Annotated in this window: 22 protein-coding genes; 16 read left to right on the top strand and 6 right to left on the bottom strand. The window is 54.9% G+C overall.

Features of this window, described 5'->3' with window-relative positions; translation table 11 throughout:
- The first annotated feature begins 239 nt into the window (after positions 1 to 239).
- Positions 240 to 608: a PilZ domain-containing protein gene (locus tag K5L82_RS10230; RefSeq protein ID WP_223134072.1), complete on the top strand. Its 369-nt coding sequence runs from the start codon at positions 240 to 242 to the stop codon at positions 606 to 608.
- 188 nt (positions 609 to 796) lie between these two features.
- On the opposite strand, the gene radA is transcribed toward K5L82_RS10230, so the two are convergent.
- Positions 797 to 2176, bottom strand: a complete 1380-nt coding sequence (gene radA, locus K5L82_RS10225; RefSeq protein ID WP_133006471.1) for a DNA repair protein RadA — start codon at positions 2174 to 2176, stop codon at positions 797 to 799.
- A complete protein-coding gene (ettA, locus tag K5L82_RS10220) occupies positions 2176 to 3837 on the bottom strand; it encodes an energy-dependent translational throttle protein EttA (RefSeq protein WP_223134071.1) in 1662 nt (553 codons plus the stop codon). Before ettA ends, radA begins: the two co-directional genes overlap by 1 nt.
- Before the next feature lie 295 nt (positions 3838 to 4132).
- Here ettA and glyA point away from each other — a divergent pair, with 295 nt between their 5' ends.
- The 8 genes from glyA to K5L82_RS10180 all read left to right on the top strand — a co-directional run bounded on the left by glyA (position 4133) and on the right by K5L82_RS10180 (position 10744).
- The gene (gene glyA / locus K5L82_RS10215; RefSeq protein ID WP_133006469.1) at positions 4133 to 5386 is read left to right on the top strand and encodes a serine hydroxymethyltransferase; all 1254 of its coding nucleotides are present in this window, start codon (positions 4133 to 4135) and stop codon (positions 5384 to 5386) included.
- Between the two features lie 71 nt (positions 5387 to 5457).
- Complete coding sequence (gene nrdR, locus K5L82_RS10210; protein ID WP_133006468.1) at positions 5458 to 5973, top strand: transcriptional regulator NrdR; 516 nt, start codon at positions 5458 to 5460, stop codon at positions 5971 to 5973.
- The gene (ribD, locus tag K5L82_RS10205; protein ID WP_223134070.1) at positions 5970 to 7085 is read left to right on the top strand and encodes a bifunctional diaminohydroxyphosphoribosylaminopyrimidine deaminase/5-amino-6-(5-phosphoribosylamino)uracil reductase RibD; all 1116 of its coding nucleotides are present in this window, start codon (positions 5970 to 5972) and stop codon (positions 7083 to 7085) included. The genes nrdR and ribD overlap by 4 nt, the downstream gene beginning before the upstream one ends.
- Before the next feature lie 63 nt (positions 7086 to 7148).
- Positions 7149 to 8264, top strand: a complete 1116-nt coding sequence (ribBA, locus tag K5L82_RS10200; RefSeq protein WP_133006466.1) for a bifunctional 3,4-dihydroxy-2-butanone-4-phosphate synthase/GTP cyclohydrolase II — start codon at positions 7149 to 7151, stop codon at positions 8262 to 8264.
- A gap of 49 nt (positions 8265 to 8313) precedes the next feature.
- Positions 8314 to 8790 (top strand): 6,7-dimethyl-8-ribityllumazine synthase, encoded by a 477-nt coding sequence (gene ribE / locus K5L82_RS10195; RefSeq protein ID WP_133006465.1) that lies wholly within the window; start codon positions 8314 to 8316, stop codon positions 8788 to 8790.
- Positions 8790 to 9266 carry a transcription antitermination factor NusB gene (gene nusB / locus K5L82_RS10190; RefSeq protein ID WP_133006464.1) on the top strand — a complete coding sequence of 159 codons (477 nt, stop codon included), beginning with the start codon at positions 8790 to 8792 and terminating at the stop codon, positions 9264 to 9266. The genes ribE and nusB overlap by 1 nt, the downstream gene beginning before the upstream one ends.
- Positions 9267 to 9269: 3 nt before the next feature.
- The gene (gene thiL, locus K5L82_RS10185) at positions 9270 to 10220 is read left to right on the top strand and encodes a thiamine-phosphate kinase (RefSeq protein WP_223134069.1); all 951 of its coding nucleotides are present in this window, start codon (positions 9270 to 9272) and stop codon (positions 10218 to 10220) included.
- Between the two features lie 14 nt (positions 10221 to 10234).
- Positions 10235 to 10744, top strand: coding sequence for a phosphatidylglycerophosphatase A (locus K5L82_RS10180; protein WP_223134081.1), 510 nt, complete (start codon positions 10235 to 10237; stop codon positions 10742 to 10744).
- A 35-nt stretch (positions 10745 to 10779) separates the two neighbouring features.
- Here the strand turns inward: K5L82_RS10180 and K5L82_RS10175 are convergent, their stop codons facing one another.
- On the bottom strand, positions 10780 to 10980 hold the full coding sequence (locus K5L82_RS10175) for a DUF6316 family protein (RefSeq protein WP_223134068.1): 201 nt from the start codon (positions 10978 to 10980) through the stop codon (positions 10780 to 10782).
- A gap of 112 nt (positions 10981 to 11092) precedes the next feature.
- Here K5L82_RS10175 and K5L82_RS10170 point away from each other — a divergent pair, with 112 nt between their 5' ends.
- Positions 11093 to 11734: a DUF2057 family protein gene (locus K5L82_RS10170; RefSeq protein ID WP_223134067.1), complete on the top strand. Its 642-nt coding sequence runs from the start codon at positions 11093 to 11095 to the stop codon at positions 11732 to 11734.
- A gap of 27 nt (positions 11735 to 11761) precedes the next feature.
- Here the strand turns inward: K5L82_RS10170 and K5L82_RS10165 are convergent, their stop codons facing one another.
- The gene (locus K5L82_RS10165; RefSeq protein WP_223134066.1) at positions 11762 to 13288 is read right to left on the bottom strand and encodes a WS/DGAT/MGAT family O-acyltransferase; all 1527 of its coding nucleotides are present in this window, start codon (positions 13286 to 13288) and stop codon (positions 11762 to 11764) included.
- Positions 13289 to 13415: 127 nt separating this feature from the next.
- Positions 13416 to 14384 (bottom strand): octaprenyl diphosphate synthase, encoded by a 969-nt coding sequence (gene ispB, locus K5L82_RS10160; protein ID WP_223134065.1) that lies wholly within the window; start codon positions 14382 to 14384, stop codon positions 13416 to 13418.
- Positions 14385 to 14625: 241 nt separating this feature from the next.
- Between ispB and rplU the strand changes: the two genes are divergently transcribed.
- The 4 genes from rplU to proB all read left to right on the top strand — a co-directional run bounded on the left by rplU (position 14626) and on the right by proB (position 17719).
- A complete protein-coding gene (rplU, locus tag K5L82_RS10155) occupies positions 14626 to 14937 on the top strand; it encodes a 50S ribosomal protein L21 (RefSeq protein ID WP_114335893.1) in 312 nt (103 codons plus the stop codon).
- Between the two features lie 35 nt (positions 14938 to 14972).
- On the top strand, positions 14973 to 15233 hold the full coding sequence (rpmA, locus tag K5L82_RS10150; RefSeq protein WP_114335894.1) for a 50S ribosomal protein L27: 261 nt from the start codon (positions 14973 to 14975) through the stop codon (positions 15231 to 15233).
- Between the two features lie 138 nt (positions 15234 to 15371).
- The gene (cgtA, locus tag K5L82_RS10145; RefSeq protein ID WP_133006458.1) at positions 15372 to 16565 is read left to right on the top strand and encodes an Obg family GTPase CgtA; all 1194 of its coding nucleotides are present in this window, start codon (positions 15372 to 15374) and stop codon (positions 16563 to 16565) included.
- 29 nt (positions 16566 to 16594) lie between these two features.
- The gene (proB, locus tag K5L82_RS10140; RefSeq protein WP_223134064.1) at positions 16595 to 17719 is read left to right on the top strand and encodes a glutamate 5-kinase; all 1125 of its coding nucleotides are present in this window, start codon (positions 16595 to 16597) and stop codon (positions 17717 to 17719) included.
- Positions 17720 to 17795: 76 nt separating this feature from the next.
- On the opposite strand, the gene rpsT is transcribed toward proB, so the two are convergent.
- Complete coding sequence (gene rpsT, locus K5L82_RS10135; RefSeq protein WP_133006456.1) at positions 17796 to 18065, bottom strand: 30S ribosomal protein S20; 270 nt, start codon at positions 18063 to 18065, stop codon at positions 17796 to 17798.
- 265 nt (positions 18066 to 18330) lie between these two features.
- Here rpsT and murJ point away from each other — a divergent pair, with 265 nt between their 5' ends.
- Positions 18331 to 19920: a murein biosynthesis integral membrane protein MurJ gene (gene murJ / locus K5L82_RS10130; RefSeq protein ID WP_223134063.1), complete on the top strand. Its 1590-nt coding sequence runs from the start codon at positions 18331 to 18333 to the stop codon at positions 19918 to 19920.
- 118 nt (positions 19921 to 20038) lie between these two features.
- A complete protein-coding gene (gene ribF, locus K5L82_RS10125) occupies positions 20039 to 21007 on the top strand; it encodes a bifunctional riboflavin kinase/FAD synthetase (protein WP_223134062.1) in 969 nt (322 codons plus the stop codon).

Here is a 21007-nt window from a genome sequence, read left to right as displayed (position 1 = left end):
GTGTTAGTGGCTCGGCGGGACGGCCTCCAAAAAAACGCTACGAGCACATCCATGTGCGCTTCTCTTCGGCCATCCATGGCCTCCGAAATTTTTTGGAGGCCGTCCCGCCAAGCCACTTCTTAACTCTCGATTTTTGTCCGCTTATAAATGATTTGTTTTCTCTCCATTCGGTAGGATGGATTCCCCTTTGTGTCCGGTCTATAGTCAGAGCAGAACTATTCAATACTCGGAGACACCTCTTGGCTGCCCAAAAATCCGAAAATCGCCGTTTCCACCGTATTAGCTTTGACGCTCCCTGTGAGCTGCATTGGCAGGAACAGGTGTGGTCAACGGAGGTGTTGGATATATCACTCAAAGGGGCGCTTGTGGAGCGACCAGAAGATTGGGGTGTTCCTTTAGGTGAGCCCTGTGAGCTTGTTGTGCAGTTGAACGGTCACGAGGCGGGTATTGTCATGGCGGTGGAGCTGGTGCACGTGGAAGGGCATCGTCTGGGGTTTAAGTGCCAGTACATCGATATTGAAAGCGCGATGCATTTGCGACGGTTGGTAGAGTTGAATTTGGGTGATCCGGATTTGTTAGAGCGAGAGTTGGCGCATCTAATTGACTAGTGGGTGCTCGGTGAATGTTTTTGAGCGTATATTTCCGAGGTCAGGTTGGTTTGCGCAGGGATAGCTTTCCAAAAATGTCGTAGGCCATGGATGGCCGAAGAGAAGCGCACATGGATGTGCTCGTAGCGGTTTTTGGAAAGCTATCCCTGTGCGAACCTCGGACGAAACTCAGCAGGCTAGGAGCGAGGTTAAAACTCCTCCAATGCCGAAAGTGCATCCGATAGTTTGGTCACCGGAATAACCTTCATCCCCTCGATAGGCTTACGCGGTGCATTAGCTTTTGGAACCAGTGCCCGGGTGAAGCCATGTTTGGATGCCTCGTAAATCCGCTCCTGCCCACTGGGTACTGGACGAATTTCACCTGAAAGGCCAACTTCCCCGAAAATCACCAAATCCTGTGGCAGAGCGCGGTTTCGGAAAGACGAGACAACGGCAGCCAGCAATGCCAAATCCGCACTGGTTTCGGCCACCTTCACCCCGCCAACCACGTTCACGAACACATCCTGATCCGCCACATGCATGCCACCATGGCGGTGCAGAACTGCCAGCAGCATCGCCAGTCGATTTTGGTCCAAGCCAACCGCAACTCGTCTTGGGTAGCTGCCTTGGGCCATATCTACCAATGCTTGGATCTCCACCAGCATAGGGCGGGTGCCTTCCCATACGACCATCACCACACTGCCCGGAGCCGCCTCTTCGCCGCGATTCAGGAAGATGGCGCTGGGGTTTTTCACCTCTTTCAAGCCCTGTTCCAGCATGGCGAAAACGCCCAATTCGTTCACCGCGCCGAATCGGTTCTTGATGCCCCGCAGAGTGCGGTAACGGCTGTCGCTTGAGCCTTCCAACAGGATCGAGCAGTCGATCATGTGTTCAAGTACTTTCGGGCCGGCCAGGCTGCCGTCTTTGGTGACGTGACCTACCAGAAACAGAATGGTGCCGGTCTGCTTAGCGAAACGGGTCAGGTAAGCGGCGCTTTCTCGTACTTGCGAAACAGAGCCCGGTGCCGATTCGATGTCGGCAACGTGCATCACCTGAATACTGTCCACCACCAGAATGCGCGGTTTTTCCGCTTCGGCCACTTGCATGACCCGCTCGACGCTGGTTTCCGACAGCATTTTCAAGTCTTTGGTGGGCAAGCCGAGGCGTTTGGCGCGCATGGCGACTTGTTGCAGCGATTCCTCGCCGGTCACGTACAGAGCGGGGTGCTGGGCTGCGAGCTGACACACGGCTTGAAGCAACAGAGTACTTTTGCCAGCGCCGGGATGGCCGCCCATTAACACCGCTGAGCCTTCGATCAGGCCACCACCGAGCACACGGTCAAATTCCTGCATACCGGTGCTGATACGGGCTTGCTCGGCCAGACTGACCTCATCAAGGCTTTTGACCTCCGACAAACTGCCCGCGTAGCCCTCGAAGCGAATGCCTCGAGCGCCTTTGGCGTTGTTGCCGGAAATGCCGCGTACTTCGCTGACGGTATTCCAGGCTTGGCAGGCGGTGCATTGGCCCTGCCATTTGGAGTAATCAGCGCCGCACTCGGTGCAGACATACGCGGTTTTGGTTTTTGCCATTACGCTAACTTCTTGTACTTCATGCGTTTAGGCTGCATGGCAGAATCGCCCTTGCGCTTCTTGAAGTCGGCGTCGTATTCCGTGAAGTTGCCATCGAAATACACCACTTCGCCGTCATCTTCGAACGCCAGGATGTGTGTAGCCACACGGTCCAGGAACCAGCGGTCGTGCGAGATCACCAAAGCAGAGCCCGGGAAGTTCAGCAGCGCTTCTTCCAGTGCACGCAAGGTTTCTACGTCGAGATCGTTGGTGGGTTCGTCCAACAGCAACACGTTGCCGCCCTGTTTTAGCAGCTTGGCAAGGTGCAGGCGGTTACGCTCACCACCGGATAGGTCGCCCACGCGTTTTTGCTGGTCGGTGCCTTTGAAGTTGAAGCGTCCTACGTAGGCCCGAGACGGGGTCTCGTAGTTGCCGACTTTGATGATGTCGTTGCCGTCTGAAAGTTCTTCCCAAACGGTTTTGCTGCCATCCAGATCGCGCATCTGATCGACATACGCCAGTTCAACAGTTTCGCCCACAGTAATGGTGCCGGAGTTCGGCTGGTCCATGCCGGCGATCATTTTGAACAGCGTGGACTTACCGGCGCCGTTACCACCGATGATGCCTACAATGGCACCAGGGGGTACGGTTAGTGAAACGTCTTCATACAACAGGCGGTCGTCGAACGCTTTGCTGATGCCTTCAACTTCAATCACCTTGTCGCCCAGACGCGGTCCGGGTGGGATGTACAGTTCGTTGGTTTCGTTACGCTTCTGGAATTCTTGAGAGCTCATTTCCTCAAAGCGAGACAAGCGGGCCTTACTCTTGGACTGTCGGCCCTTGGCATTGGAGCGAACCCATTCCAGCTCTTGCTTAACGGCCTTCTGGTGAGCGGCTTCCTGTTTGGATTCCATCTCCAGACGCTTTTCTTTGTTTTCCAACCACTGGCTGTAGTTGCCTTCAAACGGAATGCCCTGGCCACGGTCTAGCTCGAGAATCCAGCCTGCTACGTTGTCGAGGAAGTAACGGTCGTGGGTGATGGCAACCACGGTACCTTCGTAATCGTGCAGGAAGCGCTCCAGCCAGGCGACGGATTCTGCGTCCAGGTGGTTGGTCGGCTCGTCCAGAAGCAGCATGTCCGGGCCGGACAGCAGCAGGCGGCACAGGGCTACTCGGCGGCGTTCACCACCCGATAGAACCTTGACTTTCTGATCCCAGGCCGGAAGGCGCAGTGCGTCGGCGGCGACTTCCATTTTTCGTTCGATATCGTGGCCGTCGGTAGCCTGAATGATGGCTTCCAGTTTGCCTTGTTTCTTGGCCAGTTCGTCAAAATCGGCGTCGGGCTCGGCGTACGCGGCGTACACCTGATCAAGCTCGGCCAAGGCGTTGTGAACGTGAGAAACCGATTCGTCCACAATTTCTTTGACGGTTTTCTCTTCGTCCAGCTCGGGTTCCTGCGGCAGGTAGCCAACATTGATGCCGGGCTGCGGGCGGGCCTCACCGATGTAATCCTGGTCGACGCCGGCCATAATACGGAGCAGAGTGGATTTACCGGAACCGTTCAGGCCAAGCACGCCAATTTTGGCGCCCGGGAAGAAGCTAAGAGAAATGTCTTTCAGGATTTCCCGCTTGGGTGGCACCACTTTGCCCACGCGGTTCATGCTGTATACGTACTGGGCCATATCGGCTGAAACCTCTGGTAAGAAATAGGTTTATGAATTCTGGAGTCGGTCGCGTGGGGAGCGTGTGTGCACCCACGGCCGATCTGACTGCGTAGTTTTGATTCGGTAAGGTATCGAAACCGGTCGGGGATAGCAATTGAGTGGAAACCGGGATTGCCGGCGTGTCGGTATCTGCGGACGGTATAAAGGATGATTTTTGACCCGCATTCGCGATAGAATGACGGCCCAATTTTTCAGGGGTTGCGGCATACACAACGTTAAGCCGGACCAGCCATTCAGACAGGGGCAGCACTCCATGTTTAATCGTGATATGAAAATCGCCGGTTTCGATGACGAACTGTTGAACGCCATGCAAGCGGAAGAAAAGCGTCAGGAAGCGCACATCGAACTGATCGCGTCCGAAAACTACACCAGTCCTCGAGTGATGGAAGCCCAGGGCAGTGTGCTGACCAACAAGTACGCGGAAGGCTATCCGGGTAAGCGTTACTATGGTGGTTGCGAGTTTGTGGACGTGGCTGAGCAGCTGGCGATCGATCGTGCCAAAGAGCTGTTCGGTGCTGCATACGCTAACGTGCAGCCTCACTCCGGGTCTCAGGCTAACTCCGCTGTGTTCATGGCGTTGGTTCAGCCGGGCGATACCGTTCTGGGTATGAGCCTTGCCCACGGCGGTCACTTGACACACGGGGCCAGCGTGAACTTCTCCGGTAAGATCTACAACGCCGTACAGTACGGCCTGAACCCGGAAACTGGCCTGATTGATTACGACGAAGTGGAAGCGCTGGCGGTTGAGCACAAGCCGAAAATGATCATTGCCGGTTTCTCTGCTTACTCTCAGGAACTGGATTTCGCCCGTTTCCGCGAGATTGCTGACAAGGTTGGTGCTTACCTGTTCGTGGATATGGCGCACGTAGCGGGTCTGGTTGCCGCGGGGGTTTACCCGGATCCGGTTCCTCACGCTCATGTCGTGACCACCACCACTCACAAAACCTTGCGCGGCCCTCGTGGCGGCCTGATTCTGGCGTGTGACGATGAAGCTCTGCAGAAAAAACTGAACTCTGCGGTATTCCCGGGTGGTCAGGGTGGTCCTTTGATGCACGTGATTGCCGCTAAGGCCATCTGCTTCAAAGAAGCCATGAGCGACGAATTTAAAGCCTACCAGCAGCAAGTTGTGAAGAACGCTGTGGCCATGGCTGACGTGTTCATCGAGCGCGGCTACGATGTGATCTCCGGCGGCACCAAGAACCATCTGTTCCTGGTTAGCCTGATCAAGCAAGATATCACCGGTAAAGATGCGGACGCAGCGTTGGGCCGTGCCCACATCACCGTGAACAAGAACGCGGTTCCGAATGATCCACGTTCTCCGTTCGTGACGTCTGGTCTGCGTGTAGGTACGCCGGCGGTTACCACTCGTGGCTTCGGTGAGCAGGAGTGTCGTGATTTGGCTGGTTGGATGTGTGACATCCTCGACAACCTTGAAGACGAAGCCACCATCAGCCGTGTGCGTGAGCAGGTTGAAGCAGTGTGCGCACGTTTCCCGGTTTACGCTTGATTTGCACTGTGTGAGTCCGCCCGGGCGCCCCTGAAGGGTTTCCCGGGTCCTTTTTCCGGAGCGTTTGAACTATGCATTGTCCTTTCTGTGGTGAAGCCGATACCAAGGTGATTGATTCGCGTCTGGTGGCCGAAGGCGATCAGGTGCGCCGCCGCAGGGAGTGCTTGTCCTGCCGCGAGCGGTTTACCACGTTTGAAACGGCTGAGTTAGTGATGCCGCGGGTAGTCAAGCAAGACGGTACCCGACAGCCTTTCGATGAAGAAAAGTTGCGGGCTGGTTTGATGAAAGCTCTGGAAAAACGCCCGGTCAGTATTGAATCGATCGAGGCGGCGCTAAACAGAATTAAGTACCGCCTGAGAGCGACGGGTGAGCGTGAAGTGAAATCGATGCAGTTGGGCGAAGAGGTGATGACCGAGCTGCGCCAGCTGGATAAAGTGGCGTACGTTCGTTTTGCCTCGGTTTATCGCAGTTTTCAGGACATTAACGAGTTCAAAGAAGAGATTGAGCGTTTGTCCCAAGGCAACGGCGACGCCGCAGATGTGGCGCGCGCGTTGGCCGAAACCCCTACAGGGAAAGGTAAGGCATGATTTCAGACCGCGACAGGGCAATGATGGCACGGGCTATCCAGTTGGCTTGGCGTGGTCGTTACTCCACTCACCCAAATCCACGTGTGGGATGCGTGATTGCCAGAGGCAATCGTATCGTGGGTGAAGGCTGGCACGAGCGTGCCGGTGAGGCGCATGCCGAAGTGCACGCATTGAGCCAGGCCGGGCAGGAAGCGCGAGGCGCAACGGCCTACGTGACTTTGGAGCCGTGCAGTCATTATGGTCGGACGCCGCCATGCGCGAAGGCGTTGATGGAGGCGGGTGTGGCTCAAGTGTTCGTGGCAACGAAAGATCCGAATCCGACGGTTTCTGGCCGGGGTCTTGATATGCTGCGCGATTCGGGCATCAGGGTTACCGAAGGCGTGTTGAGTGAAGAAGCCGCTCGCCTGAATCCGGGTTTTATGAAGCGCATGAATACCGGTCGCCCTTGGGTTCGATTGAAAATGGCTGCCAGTCTGGATGGTCGAACGGCTATGGCGTCTGGGGAGAGTCAGTGGATTACGGGCCCTGAGGCGCGCCGCGATGTGCAGCGCCTGCGGGCCATGAGCGATGCCATTCTCACGGGGGTGGGCACTGTATTGGCCGATGATCCGTCGCTGACCGTGCGCCTTGATGATATGGGTGAGTTGGGGGAAGCGGCGGCACCATCACGTCAGCCGCTGCGAGTGATTGCTGATCGTGATGCGCGAACGCCAACGTCGGCCCGCATTCTTCGAGGCGGCAATGTTCAGGTGTTCTGCGCCAGTTCTACTCGGCCAACGCCGCCGGCGCAAGATTTGGCTGCGCTGGGTGTGAGTATTGCCGGCGTCGCTTGGCGAGACAACGGGGTGAACGTGGTCGAACTACTGGACGCCCTCGGAGAGAAAGGCATTAACGAATTGCTGGTAGAGGCCGGGCCAACGTTAGCGGGGACCTTTATCAGTGAGAATTTAGTGGATGAGCTTTGGCTGTACCAAGCCCCGGTATTTTTAGGGAGTACGGGGCGGCCAACGGCTCATTTACCCATAGATGTTATGGCAGACAAAGTGCAATGGAAGGTGCTGGATCGCCGTCAGGTGGGTGAGGATCAACGGTTGATCCTCGCCCGCAGTTAATCATTCAATTCATTCCTCTTGGCCGTTATTGCGAATGGCCGGGGTGACAGGGTGCAGAAGCGTATGGCACTGAACAGCATTGAAGACATCATCGAAGATATTCGACAGGGAAAGATGGTCATCCTGATGGATGACGAAGACCGCGAAAACGAGGGTGATCTGGTAATGGCTGCAGAACATTGCACGCCGGAAGCGATCAACTTTATGGCGCGTTTTGGCCGGGGCCTTATCTGCATGCCGATGACCCGGCAGCGTTGTGAACAGCTTGGTTTGCCGCTGATGGTTCAGCAGAATGCGTCAGGCTTTGGCACCAAATTTACCTTGTCGATTGAAGCCCGTGAGGGTGTGACCACCGGTATTTCGGCAGCGGACCGAGCCCGCACAGTGCAGGCCGCCGTAGCACGGGACGCAAAAGCCGCCGATTTGGTTCAACCGGGACACATTTTCCCGTTGATGTCTGATCCCGGTGGGGTCTTGAGCCGGGCCGGCCATACGGAAGCTTCCTGTGACCTGGCATCTCTGGCCGGCAGTGAACCCGCAGGTGTTATCTGCGAAATCATGAACGACGACGGCTCGATGGCTCGCCGTGAAGACCTCGAGAAGTTTGCGGAAGAACACGATCTCAAGATTGGCACCATTGCCGATTTGATCCACTACCGCACCATGAATGAAAAAACCGTCGAGTGCGTGGAAGAGAATGATCTGGATACCGAATACGGTGTCTTTAAATTGCGCACCTACCGGGACAATATTCAGGGATCAACCCACCTCGCGATGGTGATGGGTGACATCAGCTCTGAGGAGCCGGTGCACGTTCGTGTTCATATTACGGACACTTTGCGAGATCTGTTGGGCGCGCGCCGAAAGGATTCCCGAAGCTGGCCGTTGCACCATGCCTTGGAGAAGGTCGCCAATGAGGGCAAAGGTGTGGTTGTACTTTTGAACAGTGCAGAAGACAGCCGTAATCTGGAAGATCGCATGCAGGAGTTTTTTGACGAAGGTCGTGAGTCGTCAGGCAAGGGCAGCTCCGGTGTGTACTTTACCGTAGGTACCGGCTCTCAAATTCTGCGTGACATTGGTGTTTGCAAAATGCGCTTGCTGAGCCCACCCGTTAAATTCTCGGCTATCTCCGGTTTCGACCTGGAAGTTGTGGAATACGTACCTTATACCCCCGAATGATAAATCTGGCTGCAGCTTGAACGTGCTGCAGCTCGCGAAGGAGCCCGAGATGGCAGATATCAAAGTAATTGAAGGTGATTTTACCCAGTGCAGCGGACGTTATGCGCTGGTGGTTGGCCGGTTTAACGGTTTTGTGGTTGAAAGCCTGGTGGAAGGCGCGATCGACACTCTGCGTCGTCACGGTATTGCCGAGAGCGATATCACCGTGATTCGCGTACCAGGTGCTTATGAAATGCCGCTGGCGGTTAAGCGCGTAGCAGAAACCTCTGACTACGATGCCATTATCGCGCTGGGTGCTGTCATCCGTGGTGGCACGCCGCACTTTGAATATGTGGCTGGTGAAGCGTCCAGTGGCTTGGGTGCCGTCAGCCTGGAAACCGACGTGCCAGTGACCTTTGGGGTACTAACCGTGGATTCCATCGAACAGGCAATTGAGCGTTCAGGAACGAAGGCTGGCAACAAAGGTGCGGAAGCAGCAATTACTGCCCTGGAAATGGTCAGTTTGTTCAAGAAGTTGGGTGAGTAATGAGCGAAGCAGGCGATAGCAGTCCCCAACCGGGGAATACGAATAAGCCCAAGGCCGGCGACCGTCGCCGTGCCCGGGCACTAGCAATGCAGGGGTTGTACCAGCGGCATTTTAGCAAAACCCCTATTTCGGATATTGAAGCCGAGTTCATGGTCGATAATGACATGAGCAAAGTGGATATCATGTATTTCCGGGACATTTTAAGGGGTGTGCACCGCGAGCAGGCGGAACTGGACCGGCTTGTGGAGCCGTTCCTGGATCGCCCTATGAAAGAAGTGGACGCGGTTGAGATGGCTATCGTTCGCCTAGGTGCTTATGAATTGAAGTACCGCATTGATGTGCCCTATAAAGTGGTGATCAACGAAGGTGTCGAAATGGCCAAGCGTTTTGGCGGCACCGAAGGGCACAAGTTCGTGAACAGTATTCTGGACAAACTCAGCCGCCGCTTGCGGCTGGCTGAAACCCGTCCGCGCTGATCCATGGGCGAATTTGAGCTGATCCGTCAGTATTTTCAGCCCCTGGCTGATAACGCACGGCAGGGGCAGCTCATTCTTGGCCCCGGTGACGATTGCGCGATTCAACGCGTCCCACTGGGGCAGGATTTAGTGTTTTCGGTGGACACTCTTGTGGAGGGTGTTCACTTCCCTCCGAATTATCCCCCTGAATACCTTGGTTGGCGTTCGTTAGCCGTAGCAGTCAGTGACTTGGCTGCGATGGGTGCCCAGCCTGTCTGTTTTACGCTGGCGCTCGCGTTACCCAGTGCTGAACCGGAATGGCTGGCGGGCTACTCCCGTGGATTGGCTCGGGCGAGTGATGCGTTTGGCATCGCACTTGCGGGCGGAGACACCACGCGAGGCCCGCTAACGCTTACGCTTCAAGTTCATGGCACGGTTCCGCACGGCATGGCGCTGCATCGTTCTGGCGCGCGTGCAGGTGATGTTGTGTGTGTGACCGGACCATTAGGTGATGCGGGTGCTGCTCTGGACTTTTTGGCGCTATCCGCTCCGACAGGCAACGAGCAGGCAGTGCTTACGCGTTACCATCATCCTGAGCCCCGTTTGGAACTGGGTAGAGCGTTGGTTGGAAAGGCTTCCGCCGCTATCGATATTTCAGATGGCTTGCTCTCTGATTTGCAGCATATTCTGGACGCGTCCGGAGTAGGTGCTGAACTCGATGCTGAAAAAATTCCATTATCGGATGCGTTGGTGGCCCTGAAGGGAAGTGAGGCGCTAACCTATGCATTAAGCGCGGGTGATGACTATCAGTTGTGTCTGACCATTGCCGAGCACCGGCGGGCGGCGCTGGATTTGCATGTTCGTGAGCAGCTCATCACTATTGGCCATATACATTCTGAACCCGGTTTAAGAGTGGTCAATACCGAGCATGCTGGCTCCCACCAAGGGTTTGATCATTTTAGGAGGTCTGATTGACGGATAACAACGTGATGCAAGAGCCGGACAACGTAAAAGCCATTCTACCCCCGGGTTTTCTTCGCAATCCGGTGCATTTGCTGGCTTTCGGGTTTGGCAGCGGGGCTGCGCCTAAGGCTCCTGGTACTTGGGGAAGCCTTGCTGCTATACCATTGTGGTACGCCTTTGCGTGGGTGCCTCCGATTGCGTACTGGCTGATTGTCTTAGCAGCCTTTGTTGTCGGTATCTGGTTGTGCGGCAAAACCGCTGACGATTTGAAGGTACACGATCACGGTGGCATCGTCTGGGACGAATTTGTGGGCATGTGGATCGCTCTTGGTCTGTTTCCGGATCAGATTTACGGTGTGTTGATGGCGTTTATGTTGTTCCGGCTGTTTGACGTGCTCAAACCTTGGCCGATCAGTTGGCTGGATGCTCGTATGCCCGGTGGGATGGGTATTATGTTTGATGATGTGGTTGCGGGTTTTATGGCACTAGGCTGCCTTGCCGCAATTGACCATTGGATAATGCCATTCATGGTGTGAGAGGCATTACATTAGCAGTATGGCAGAATGTGTTTTTAGTGAAGCTGTTCTTCGGGTAATAGCTTAACGACGTGAAGAAAGCGTCTCAGGCCAATCTCGGCGCGTTCTTTTGAGGCAAAGGGGCCGCTGTCGAAACCTTCACGGGTGGTGAAGTACCATTTGCCCCCGACACAGAAGAAGCGACTGCTACGAAAGGGAGGGGGAGAATTTTCGCCGGCCCGCTGTTGAGTATCCATATATCCTCCTTCTGCTATGTTGGGGTTCGGGCATCGAAGTGTTTGGCGTATCCTGTTTAGAATTAGCTCAAATGCGGCCGAATTCAAATTTTTTCATAAAAAGGATGTGTAAATGAGTATGTGTCACGTTGGTGGTTTTTACAAATTAGTGCTGGCTATTTTGACTGTGCTGGTTGCAGGGTGTGCATCTTCCTTGTCCAGAATCGATACCTGGGAGGGCAGTTTGCCGGCCGCAACCGAGCCTGCCGTGCTAAAAGCGCCGGGAACCATTCAGGTGACCGAGGTCAATGGGAAAGCCATGACCAATTTCCTTATGGACGATTTAGCGTTGGATTACGGGCTGCTGCCAGGCGGCAATGAAGTGGTGTTCACCTATAAGACCATTTGGGCTAAGTCGGGCATTGTTGAAAATGGCGAGTCAAAAGTTCATGTCATCAAAACCGAGCCCCAAGTGGTGCGTTTTGATGCAGAGCCGGGTATGACCTATCAGTTCTCGTTTGAAAAGCCTGCCAGCCGCCGTGAAGCCGAGGCATTTAGCCAAGACTTCTCTGCAACTGTTGTGAGTGTCGATGGTGATTCAGTAGCGAACGCATCTGTTTGGCAAGGTCGTGCCGAAGCGCGCACCCCCGTGTTTGCCGGAGGGGAAAGCGGCTACGATGCCGGCGCTGGCAATACACTTGAAAAGATGAAGCGTTTATGGGGTGAAGCGACAGACGAGGAGAAGAAAACCTTCCTTCGCTGGGCGTTCGAGTAGCTCGCATATTGGCGCTAGCCAAATGGGCTAGCGCCTAAAACGCAGAGGACGCTTTTTTAGTAAGCCTTCCAGGTAGCTGTATATTTCAGTCGATAAGGTTTTCGGGTTTGTGCCCCCGAGTTGGTCAATAACCGCTTCTCCAGCGGCTTCCGCCCGCATTTCAATCGCTTCAAGACTGTCGTGCACCAAACCTTCCAGACTCTCGCCATCGCGGACTACATCCGGGCATAAGGTGAAGTTGAGCGTTAACATCCCCTCATAGCTGACGGCTACAATAACGAGCCCCATGCTGTCGAACAGGGGGGCAGTGTTGTACTGCTGCACCAGCTTGGCGCCTTGCAGGTACAGGGGGATTTGCGGCCCGGGTACGTTGGTTATTGGCAGGTTGAACAGCGGCTGGTTGCTACGGGCGACTCGAAGTTCCGAATAAAGCCGTGCGGACAGCGCCAGTAATGTGGACGGAAGTAATTCAGTCAAGCGTTCTGCGGCAATGGCTTCCCGGTAAGGTTCGGTTTCAACCGCATTGCGATGGATGTGACGGATCCTTAGGGCCGGGTCGGATTCATTTGTCGCGAGATTCAACAGCATCGCAGACATTTGATTACCCGTGGCGTGGCGCAGGCTGCTGGACCGCACCGAAATCGGGGTCATTGCTACCAGAGGCGTGGTGGTTTTCGTGCCTTGGGTAACCAGGTATCTGTTCAGTGCTTCTGCACAGACGCCAAGCACCACATCGTTTAGTGTGACATCGCCCAACTGCGCTTTGATTGTCTTTAATCGAGCTAGGTCCACTGTGGCAGACACAATAGACCGATTGCCGGTGATCTGCCGGTTGAACGGGCAATGCGGTGCGGTAAAGAGTGATGCTGGCAGGGGGAGTCTGTGGATCTGCTTTTGAACGATTCCGCGCGTGGCTGCTTCGGCGGTGTTGTAGGCCAGCGATGCGAACTGCATTGGCGCTTTCAACATATTTGCCCCGGCCTGCAGAAAAACGCGCTCTTCTGAAGGCTCTGATCGGGGTTGCCATGGGCGCGGCGGGTTAATGGCTCGGGGGGTCGGAGAATATTCCAGCAGCTTGCCCATGATTTCTTCACCGCTGAAAGCATCGATGGAGGCATGGTGTAGCTTAACGATCAGGGCGAAGCCGTCTCTGTCGCCCTGAGGTGTGTCCAGTTTGAAGCCATCCACAAAAGTGATGTGCCAAAGGGGGCGGTCCCGTTTGAGCGGTTCTTCGAGAATCTTGGCAGCAAGGGCATTGACGCAGGGTTGTTTGCCGCTCTCTCCAAGGGATACGTAAGCCAGGTGGCGCTCGATGGTGAATTCGGTATCGTCTACCCAGTAGGGGCGCCCGAGCCGAAACGGAATTTCTTTGAGTTTCTGCCGAAACATCGGCGAAACGTGCAACCGGCTGCAAATAAATTTGATAAAGGTGGCGTAGGAGACAGGCGTTTCCAGGCTGCTGGCATCAAAAAGATAAACGCCTCCAATGTGCATTGGGGTGGTTTCTGATTCAAGGTACAGAAACGAAGCGTCCAGTTCCGACAGCTGGTGCATGCGAATAGTTCCCTATAACGAGTAGGTGGCCTGGTCGCCGCAGTATAGCCTAGAACACATGACACCTTGGTTGGCCGGAAGGTCTTTGGGTGTCATGTTTTCCGGCCACTTTCCGCTGCTCTGTGGGTCAGCTTACGCGAGCGACGGCGGCTTCCGTCAGTAATTCCAGGGCTTCGCGATACGCCGATTCCGGCAAGCAATTTAGCAGATTACGGGCAGTCTCAGCCTCTTCATGTGCTTTGTTCATGGTGTATTCAATAGCGCCGGATGATTTTACAATGCTTAGAACTTTGGGGAGATCGTCCAGGCCGCCCTTGCGAATCGCCTGGCGAATGAGTTGGCGCTCGTCCTCGCTGCTGTTCTTCATCGCGTAGATGAGGGGCAGTGTGGTTTTTCCTTCGGCCAGATCATCGCCCACATTTTTCCCCATGGCTTCAGTATCACCTTGATAATCCAGCACATCATCAACCAGCTGAAATGCTAGACCCAGATGTTTGCCGTAGTCTTTCAGAGCGTTTTCTTGCTCGGTATTCGCGCCTGCGAGCAGAGCACCCGAATGGGATGATGCTTCAAACAACATCGCGGTTTTGTTGTGAATAACAACCCTATATTGGTCCTCCGTGAGATCCGGGTTCTTTATATTCATCAGCTGCATGACTTCGCCTTCGGCAATGACTGCCGTGGCGTGCGACAGAACGTTCATAATAGGAAGGCTTTGCAGCTCGACCATCATCTCGAACGCACGGGCGTAGAGGAAATCACCTACCAGCACGCTTGGCGCGTTGCCCCATTTAGCGTTGGCAGTGCTGCGGCCCCGGCGCATGTCGGAGGTGTCGACAACGTCGTCATGCAGAAGGGTGGCGGTGTGCAGGAATTCGATCACTGCGGCCAGTTTTAGGTGGTCGTCTTTGTTGTAGCCCGCAGCCTGGCTGGAAAGCAAAACCAGCAACGGTCTCAAGCGCTTACCGCCGCTTTCGATAATGTATTGGGCGATTTTCTCGACCATCGGGACATCCGAGGCAAGCCGCTGGATAATAAGATCGTTCACGCGGCTGAAGTCTTCCGCTACGGTGTCATGGATGCGCTGGGCTGTCATGGGGCTGATAAGTCCCTTACTGGTATGTTCGTTGAGTTTTCGGGCAGGACGCGGCAATGCTAGGTATTGCTGCCTAGAGTGTCAACTTGAGTCGTAAACTCCCTTGTATTGGCCGGCGGCTTTTCGTACAATCACGCGCCCAACTCATCCCAACCTGCGCTCCCTGCAATAGGGTTGCCAAAGTGCTTCCCTTAGAACCAGGCGGATAAGAGCAGGGATGGGTCAATCGCGGAGACAGAAAATGTACGCAGTTATTGTTAGCGGTGGTAAACAGCACCGTGTAAAAGAAGGCGAAACACTGAAGCTGGAAAAGCTTGAAGTTGAAACCGGTGGCTCTGTTGAGTTTGATCGTGTTCTGCTGGTAGCCAATGGCGACGACGTTAAGGTCGGTGCTCCAGTTGTTGATGGTGCTAAAGTGACTGCGGAAGTGGTTAGCCACGGTCGTCACGACAAGATCAACATCATCAAGTTCCGTCGTCGTAAGCATTCCATGAAGCGTCAGGGCCACCGTCAGTGGTTTACTGAAGTTAAGATCACGGGTATTCAGGGCTAAGCTCTGAACATTCCCCTTAAAGAAGGAGGCTGGTAATGGCTCATAAAAAAGCAGCAGGTAGTACCCGTAACGGTCGCGATTCCGAGTCGAAACGACTTGGTGTTAAGCGCTACGGCGGCGAGACTGTATCTGCAGGTAGCATCATCGTTCGTCAGCGCGGCACTCGTTTTCACGCTGGCAACAACGTAGGCCTTGGCAAGGACCACACCCTTTTCGCGAAAGCGGAAGGTCAGGTGAAGTTCGAAGTTAAAGGCCCGCAGAACCGTAAGTTCGTGAGCATCGTTCCGGCTGCGTAAGCAGCGGCGATCCTCCGGTTCTGTCGAACCTTGGATTTCCTGATATGCTGATTTAATCAGTCTTCAGGCGAATCCGGAGCCCCGCAAAGCTTCCATGAGGCTGCGGGGCTTTTTAGTTTATGCAAAGGCATTTGACGTATGAAATTTGTAGACGAAGCCACCATCATTGTTGAAGCGGGAAAAGGCGGCCATGGTTGCCTGAGTTTTCGGCGTGAAAAATACGTACCCAAGGGTGGTCCCGACGGCGGTGACGGCGGGGATGGCGGTTCCGTCTATCTGGTAGCGGACGGTAATCTGAATACCCTGATCGACTATCGCTTTCAGCGCAAACACAAAGCGCAGAACGGTCAGCCAGGTTCGGGTCGAAACTGTACCGGTATCAAAGGTGATGATCTTGAGTTGCCAGTACCTGTTGGTACCACGGTGGTGGATATGGACACCCATGAGGTTTTGGGTGATCTGACCAAAGAAGGGCAGCGTCTGAAAGTGGCTCAGGGCGGTTTTCATGGTCTTGGGAACACCCGTTTTAAATCATCAATCAATCGGGCCCCGCGTCAAACCAGTAAAGGGTCTGAAGGCGAAGCTCGAAATTTGCGCCTGGAGCTGAAAGTTCTGGCGGATGTTGGGTTGCTGGGTATGCCCAATGCCGGTAAATCTACGTTTATCCGTTCCGTGTCTGCGGCGCAGCCAAAAGTGGCGGACTATCCCTTTACCACGTTGGTTCCGAATTTGGGCGTGGTCAGTGTGCAGGCGCACCAAAGCTTTGTGATCGCGGATATTCCGGGGCTGATTGAGGGAGCGGCAGAAGGTGCTGGCTTAGGCATTCGCTTCCTGAAGCACTTGGTTCGCACCCGTTTGTTGTTGCACCTGGTCGATGTGGCGCCCTATGACGGCTCGTCTCCTGTGGAAGCCGTTAAAGCGATTGCGTACGAATTGGAAAAGTTCAGTGAAACCCTGGCAAATCGTCCGCGTTGGCTGGTGCTTAATAAAGTTGACATGGTGCCGGAGGAAGACCGAGAGGCGCATTGTCAGGCGATCATCGATGAGCTCGCTTGGGATGGTCCGGTTTTTGTTGTGTCCGCGCTTACCGGCGAAGGTACTAAGCCGTTGGTTCAGGCCGTAATGCGTTGGATCGAAGAGCAGGCCGAAGAAGAGGCTGAAAATCCTGAGATTGCCGAGAAGGAAGCTGCTCGTCGTCGCCAGATGGATGAAGAGGCGCGCGCCAAAATTGAGGCGGACCGCAATGCTCGTCGAGCTTCTCGTGAAGAAGGCGACGAGGACGATTTTGACGACGACGATGATGATGTCGAAGTCGTTTACGCGCCCGAATAACTAGAAGCCAAAGAGATATTGCTGCTGTCATGAGTGAACGCATCCAGCTAAAGAAAGCCCGCCGATTGGTGGTGAAAATTGGCAGTGCTTTGCTGACCGATGATGGTAAAGGGCTGGATGTGACCGCGCTGGGTCATTGGGTTGATCAGATTGCCGGGCTGATACGCAGTGGCGTTGAAGTTGTGGTTGTGTCTTCAGGATCTGTGGCAGAGGGTATGAGTCGACTGGGCTGGAGTGCGCGGCCGCAACATTTGCACGAACTTCAGGCGGCAGCTGCGGTGGGTCAAATGGGGTTGGTGCAAACCTGGGAGGCTCAGTTCAAGCGTCACGGTATTCATACAGCGCAAATTCTTCTGACTCACGATGATCTTTCCGATCGAAAACGTTACCTGAACGGACGTAGTACGCTGCGAACGCTTCTGGATTACGGAGTGGTGCCGATCGTTAACGAAAACGATACCGTGGTCACCGATGAGATCCGTTTTGGTGATAACGACACGCTGGGAGCGTTGGTTGCGAATCTGGTCGAGGCGGATGGCCTGATTATTCTTACTGATCAGTTGGGCTTGTTCACCAAAGATCCGCGTAAGCACGAAGATGCTGAGCTGGTCACTGAGCGTAAGGCGGAAGATCCAGATCTGGATGCGATGGCTGGTGGCGGTGCTGGTGCGTTGGGGCGTGGTGGCATGCTAACCAAGTTGCGGGCGTCTCGGTTGGCCGCGCGTTCAGGTGCATTTACTGTGATTGTGGGTGGTCGCATCGAGAATGCGATTGATCGATTGCGGCAAGGAGATGTCATTGGCACCTTGCTGCTGCCGGAGCACGGCAGGTTGGCGGCTCGGAAGCAGTGGATTGCCAGTCATTTGCAGACTCGTGGCACGCTGGTTTTGGATGATGGGGCGGTAAAGGTGTTGCGCCAGGGTGGGCGTAGCTTGCTATCGGTTGGTGTAAAGGCCGTCAGCGGAAAGTTTCGCCGCGGTGAAATGGTTATGTGCGTGGATTTGGCCGGGCGTGAGATTGCCCGTGGGTTGGTCAACTACGATGCGGATGAGGCGGGTGTTATTGCTGGCCATTCCAGTGATCGCATTACTGAGTTGTTGGGGTATGTGTCCGATGAAGAGATGATTCATCGAGACAATCTAGTGGTTGTATAGCTCTAAGCGAGATGCTTTAAAATTCAGACATAAAAAAAACCGGCTTGTTAGCCGGTTTTTTTATTGATCACAACAATTAGGCTGCTTTCAGAGCCTTGATTCTTGTGTTCACACGGCTCTTATGACGAGCAACTTTGTTCTTGGCGAAGATGCCTTTGTTGACCATGCTGTCCAGAACGGGCTGTGCTTCTTTCATGGCTGCTTGGGCTTCTTCGTAGTTACCGGCCTTGATCTTGGCTTCAACCTTTTTCATGTAGGTACGTGCCATAGAACGCAGGCTAGCGTTGTGCTTGCGGTTTTTCTCGTTTTGACGAGCGCGCTTTTTGGCTTGCGGGGAATTTGCCACCGTAAAACTCCTGAATTCGTTGCTATAAAAACGGAATATGTTTAGATCGCGGGCGCGCCATAACGAGCGCGTCGATATAAATGACGCGGAACTATGCCGCCGTACGCTTGAAATGTCAAGGTTGTCGGCGCAGTAATCCCCGCGTGCTGCAGGCCTGTGGTACACTCGCGCATCGCTACACGGGGCATACTGCGGCGCTTAGGCCCGCCCTGTGGAATACCGAAACGCCGCTCAGGCTTGAACTCTGAAATTGGATTCTCGCAACATGTCCGCCGAACCGCAACCAGCGCGCGCGCCGTCGCCCCAAAAACAGCCACCTAAACCGCCCGGTTTGTTGCGTTCGTCCGGCGTGGTTGGCGTTATGACCATGCTGTCTCGGGTGCTGGGTTTGGTGCGGGATATGGTCATCGCCCGTTATTTCGGTGCCGGAACCGCAGCGGACGCCTTTTTTGTCGCCTTTAAGATTCCGAATTTTCTGCGTCGGTTGTTTGCCGAAGGGGCCTTCTCCCAGGCATTTGTACCGGTGTTGTCGTCTTATCGCCAAAAGGGCGACATTTCTGAGGTGAAGCGTCTTGTTGATGCAGTGGCCGGCTCTCTGGGGTTGGTGCTTTTAGCGGTGACGCTGGTGGCTATGCTAGGCGCGCCGGTATTGACCGCAATCTTTGCCCCCGGGTTTCTTGAGGATGATGCGAAGTTTGCGCTGGCCAGCGACATGCTGCGCATTACTTTTCCCTATCTTCTGCTGATCTCACTCACTGCGTTCGCGGGTGGCATTCTCAACAGCTACGATCGTTTCGCTGTGCCGGCCTTCACGCCGGTACTGCTGAATCTGGCGATGATTGTTGCCGCTATTTTCCTCGCGCCGCTGATGAGCGAGCCTGTGATGGCGCTCGCTTGGGGGGTGTTTATTGCGGGTGCGTTGCAGTTGTTCTTCCAGCTTCCGTTTCTGATGCGGCTGGGCTTGATGCCGCGGCCGAGGGTGGATTATCGCCATGAAGGGGTGAGCCGGATCTTGAAGCTGATGATGCCGGCCTTGTTCGGGGTGTCGGTGAGTCAGATCAACCTGTTGTTGGATACCGTGCTGGCTTCATTCCTGCAAACCGGCAGTGTGTCGTGGCTGTATTATTCCGATCGTTTGTCAGAATTGCCGTTGGGGGTGTTTGGCATTGCGATTGCGACGGTGATTTTACCCAGCCTGTCTCGCAAGCATGCCGCAGAATCAAAAGACCAGTTTGCCGCGACGCTGGATTGGGCGGTTAGGGCGGTTTTGTTAATCGGGGTGCCGGCGGCGTTGGCTTTAGCGCTGCTGGCGGAGCCTTTGATTGCCACGCTATTCCATTACGGCGAGGTGACAGGCCGTGATGTGGCCATGTCGGCCCAGAGCTTGAGGGCGTATTCTGCCGGGCTTTTGGCGTTTATGTTGATAAAAGTGCTGGCTCCGGGCTTTTTCGCTCGGCAGGACACCAAAACCCCAGTAAAGATAGGCATCATCGCGATGGTCGCCAATATGGCGTTTAACCTGGCCTTGATTGTGCCGCTAGCCCACGCCGGGCTGGCCTTGGCGACGTCTATGTCAGCTTGGTTGAACGGTTACCTCCTGTGGCGTGGCTTACGCAAAGATGGGGCGTGGCAGAGTCAGTCGGGCTGGCCTAAGTTTCTAATTCAGTTAGCAGTGGCTAACTCGGCGTTGGCCGCTGTGGTGCTTTGGCTGAACGCCCCGGTGGCGGATTGGCTAAACGCGGGTGGTCTGCAAAGAACGGCCGATATGGCAGTGATCGTGTCGGCTGGTGTAGCGGCGTATTTCGTGACTTTGGTGCTGTGTGGCGTGCGCCTTCGCCAGTTCCGGCAGAAGTAAGCGTCTTCACGATTTTTACCACACTCGCGACTGGGGTATAATCGCGCGTTTTCTCACCAGTGCATATGCCGTAGGTGTGTGCACCCAAAGCCAGCTGGCAAGTAAAGGTTCGCAGTAGATGCGTCTGATCCGAGGCCTCACCAATCTTAAGCGTTTGTCCGCGTCTGCGGACTCGCCGCTCGCCGGTGGCTGTGTCGCAACCATTGGGAATTTTGATGGTGTACACCTAGGCCACAAAACGATTATCGAACAGGTACGGCAAAAGGCTGTCGAGCTGGGTGTGCCCTCGGTGGTGATGTTTTTCGAACCGCAGCCACGGGAATTTTTTCAGGGCAGTGAAGCACCGCCCCGTTTGATGCCTTTCCGGCAGAAGTACGAAGCGCTGTTGGCTGAAGGTATCGACATAGTGCTGTGCATTGGTTTCGATGACACCTTCCGCAGCTTCTCGGCGATGGATTTCATCGAAAACGTACTGATTCACGGCTTGGCCGTGCGCCATCTGGTTGTGGGAGATGATTTCCGTTTCGGTTGTGACCGGGCGGGAGACTTCCGTCTGCTGGAGCAAGTGGGGCAGGAACACGATTTCACCGTCGAGAACACCCGCACCGTGACGGTTGATGGTGAACGCGTCAGTAGCACTCGGGTTCGCAAGGTTCTGAATGTGAACGGCCTAGAGGAAGCGGAGCGTCTTTTGGGGCACCCTTACCGGATTCATGGCCGAGTGGTGTACGGCCGGCAGCTCGGTCGCCAGCTGGGCGCGCCCACTGCGAACATTTTGCTGAATCGCATGCCCGCGTTGCGCGGTGTTTATGTAGTTCGAGCCCGTCTTGAGACGGGTGAATGGCAAGACGGCATTGCAAATATTGGCCTTCGACCAACGGTAGACGGCAAGCGGCCGGCGCTGGAAGTGCACCTGTTCGACTTTGCTGGCACACTCTACGGCCAGCATTTGAACGTTGTGTTCCGCCACGGCTTGCGGGACGAAGTGAAATTCGATTCTGTTGATGAGTTGCGACAACAGATCGCTCGGGATTTCGGGCATGCCCGGGCCTGGCTGGCGGACAATTCCGCTCAGCCCTTTAACTGA

This window comes from Marinobacter sp. AL4B, assembly GCF_019916045.1.
Classification (GTDB): Bacteria; Pseudomonadota; Gammaproteobacteria; order Pseudomonadales; family Oleiphilaceae; genus Marinobacter.
Note: the sequence above shows the minus strand (reverse complement) of the source record. Positions and strands in the feature narration are given on the sequence as shown.

What these genes read in the sequence shown, in the direction of transcription:
- rplU (WP_114335893.1), top strand. Translation starts at nt 14,626, where the DNA reads ATGTACGCAGTTATTGTTAGCGGTGGTAAACAGCACCGTGTAAAAGAA.
- murJ (WP_223134063.1), top strand. Translation starts at nt 18,331, where the DNA reads ATGTCCGCCGAACCGCAACCAGCGCGCGCGCCGTCGCCCCAAAAACAG.
- ettA (WP_223134071.1), bottom strand. Translation starts at nt 3,837, where the DNA reads ATGGCCCAGTACGTATACAGCATGAACCGCGTGGGCAAAGTGGTGCCA.
- ribBA (WP_133006466.1), top strand. Translation starts at nt 7,149, where the DNA reads ATGGCACTGAACAGCATTGAAGACATCATCGAAGATATTCGACAGGGA.
- thiL (WP_223134069.1), top strand. Translation starts at nt 9,270, where the DNA reads ATGGGCGAATTTGAGCTGATCCGTCAGTATTTTCAGCCCCTGGCTGAT.
- ispB (WP_223134065.1), bottom strand. Translation starts at nt 14,384, where the DNA reads ATGACAGCCCAGCGCATCCATGACACCGTAGCGGAAGACTTCAGCCGC.
- ribD (WP_223134070.1), top strand. Translation starts at nt 5,970, where the DNA reads ATGATTTCAGACCGCGACAGGGCAATGATGGCACGGGCTATCCAGTTG.
- K5L82_RS10175 (WP_223134068.1), bottom strand. Translation starts at nt 10,980, where the DNA reads ATGGATACTCAACAGCGGGCCGGCGAAAATTCTCCCCCTCCCTTTCGT.
- rpmA (WP_114335894.1), top strand. Translation starts at nt 14,973, where the DNA reads ATGGCTCATAAAAAAGCAGCAGGTAGTACCCGTAACGGTCGCGATTCC.
- proB (WP_223134064.1), top strand. Translation starts at nt 16,595, where the DNA reads ATGAGTGAACGCATCCAGCTAAAGAAAGCCCGCCGATTGGTGGTGAAA.
- glyA (WP_133006469.1), top strand. Translation starts at nt 4,133, where the DNA reads ATGTTTAATCGTGATATGAAAATCGCCGGTTTCGATGACGAACTGTTG.
- K5L82_RS10180 (WP_223134081.1), top strand. Translation starts at nt 10,235, where the DNA reads ATGCAAGAGCCGGACAACGTAAAAGCCATTCTACCCCCGGGTTTTCTT.
- nrdR (WP_133006468.1), top strand. Translation starts at nt 5,458, where the DNA reads ATGCATTGTCCTTTCTGTGGTGAAGCCGATACCAAGGTGATTGATTCG.
- ribE (WP_133006465.1), top strand. Translation starts at nt 8,314, where the DNA reads ATGGCAGATATCAAAGTAATTGAAGGTGATTTTACCCAGTGCAGCGGA.
- K5L82_RS10170 (WP_223134067.1), top strand. Translation starts at nt 11,093, where the DNA reads ATGAGTATGTGTCACGTTGGTGGTTTTTACAAATTAGTGCTGGCTATT.
- ribF (WP_223134062.1), top strand. Translation starts at nt 20,039, where the DNA reads ATGCGTCTGATCCGAGGCCTCACCAATCTTAAGCGTTTGTCCGCGTCT.
- nusB (WP_133006464.1), top strand. Translation starts at nt 8,790, where the DNA reads ATGAGCGAAGCAGGCGATAGCAGTCCCCAACCGGGGAATACGAATAAG.
- radA (WP_133006471.1), bottom strand. Translation starts at nt 2,176, where the DNA reads ATGGCAAAAACCAAAACCGCGTATGTCTGCACCGAGTGCGGCGCTGAT.
- cgtA (WP_133006458.1), top strand. Translation starts at nt 15,372, where the DNA reads ATGAAATTTGTAGACGAAGCCACCATCATTGTTGAAGCGGGAAAAGGC.
- K5L82_RS10165 (WP_223134066.1), bottom strand. Translation starts at nt 13,288, where the DNA reads ATGCACCAGCTGTCGGAACTGGACGCTTCGTTTCTGTACCTTGAATCA.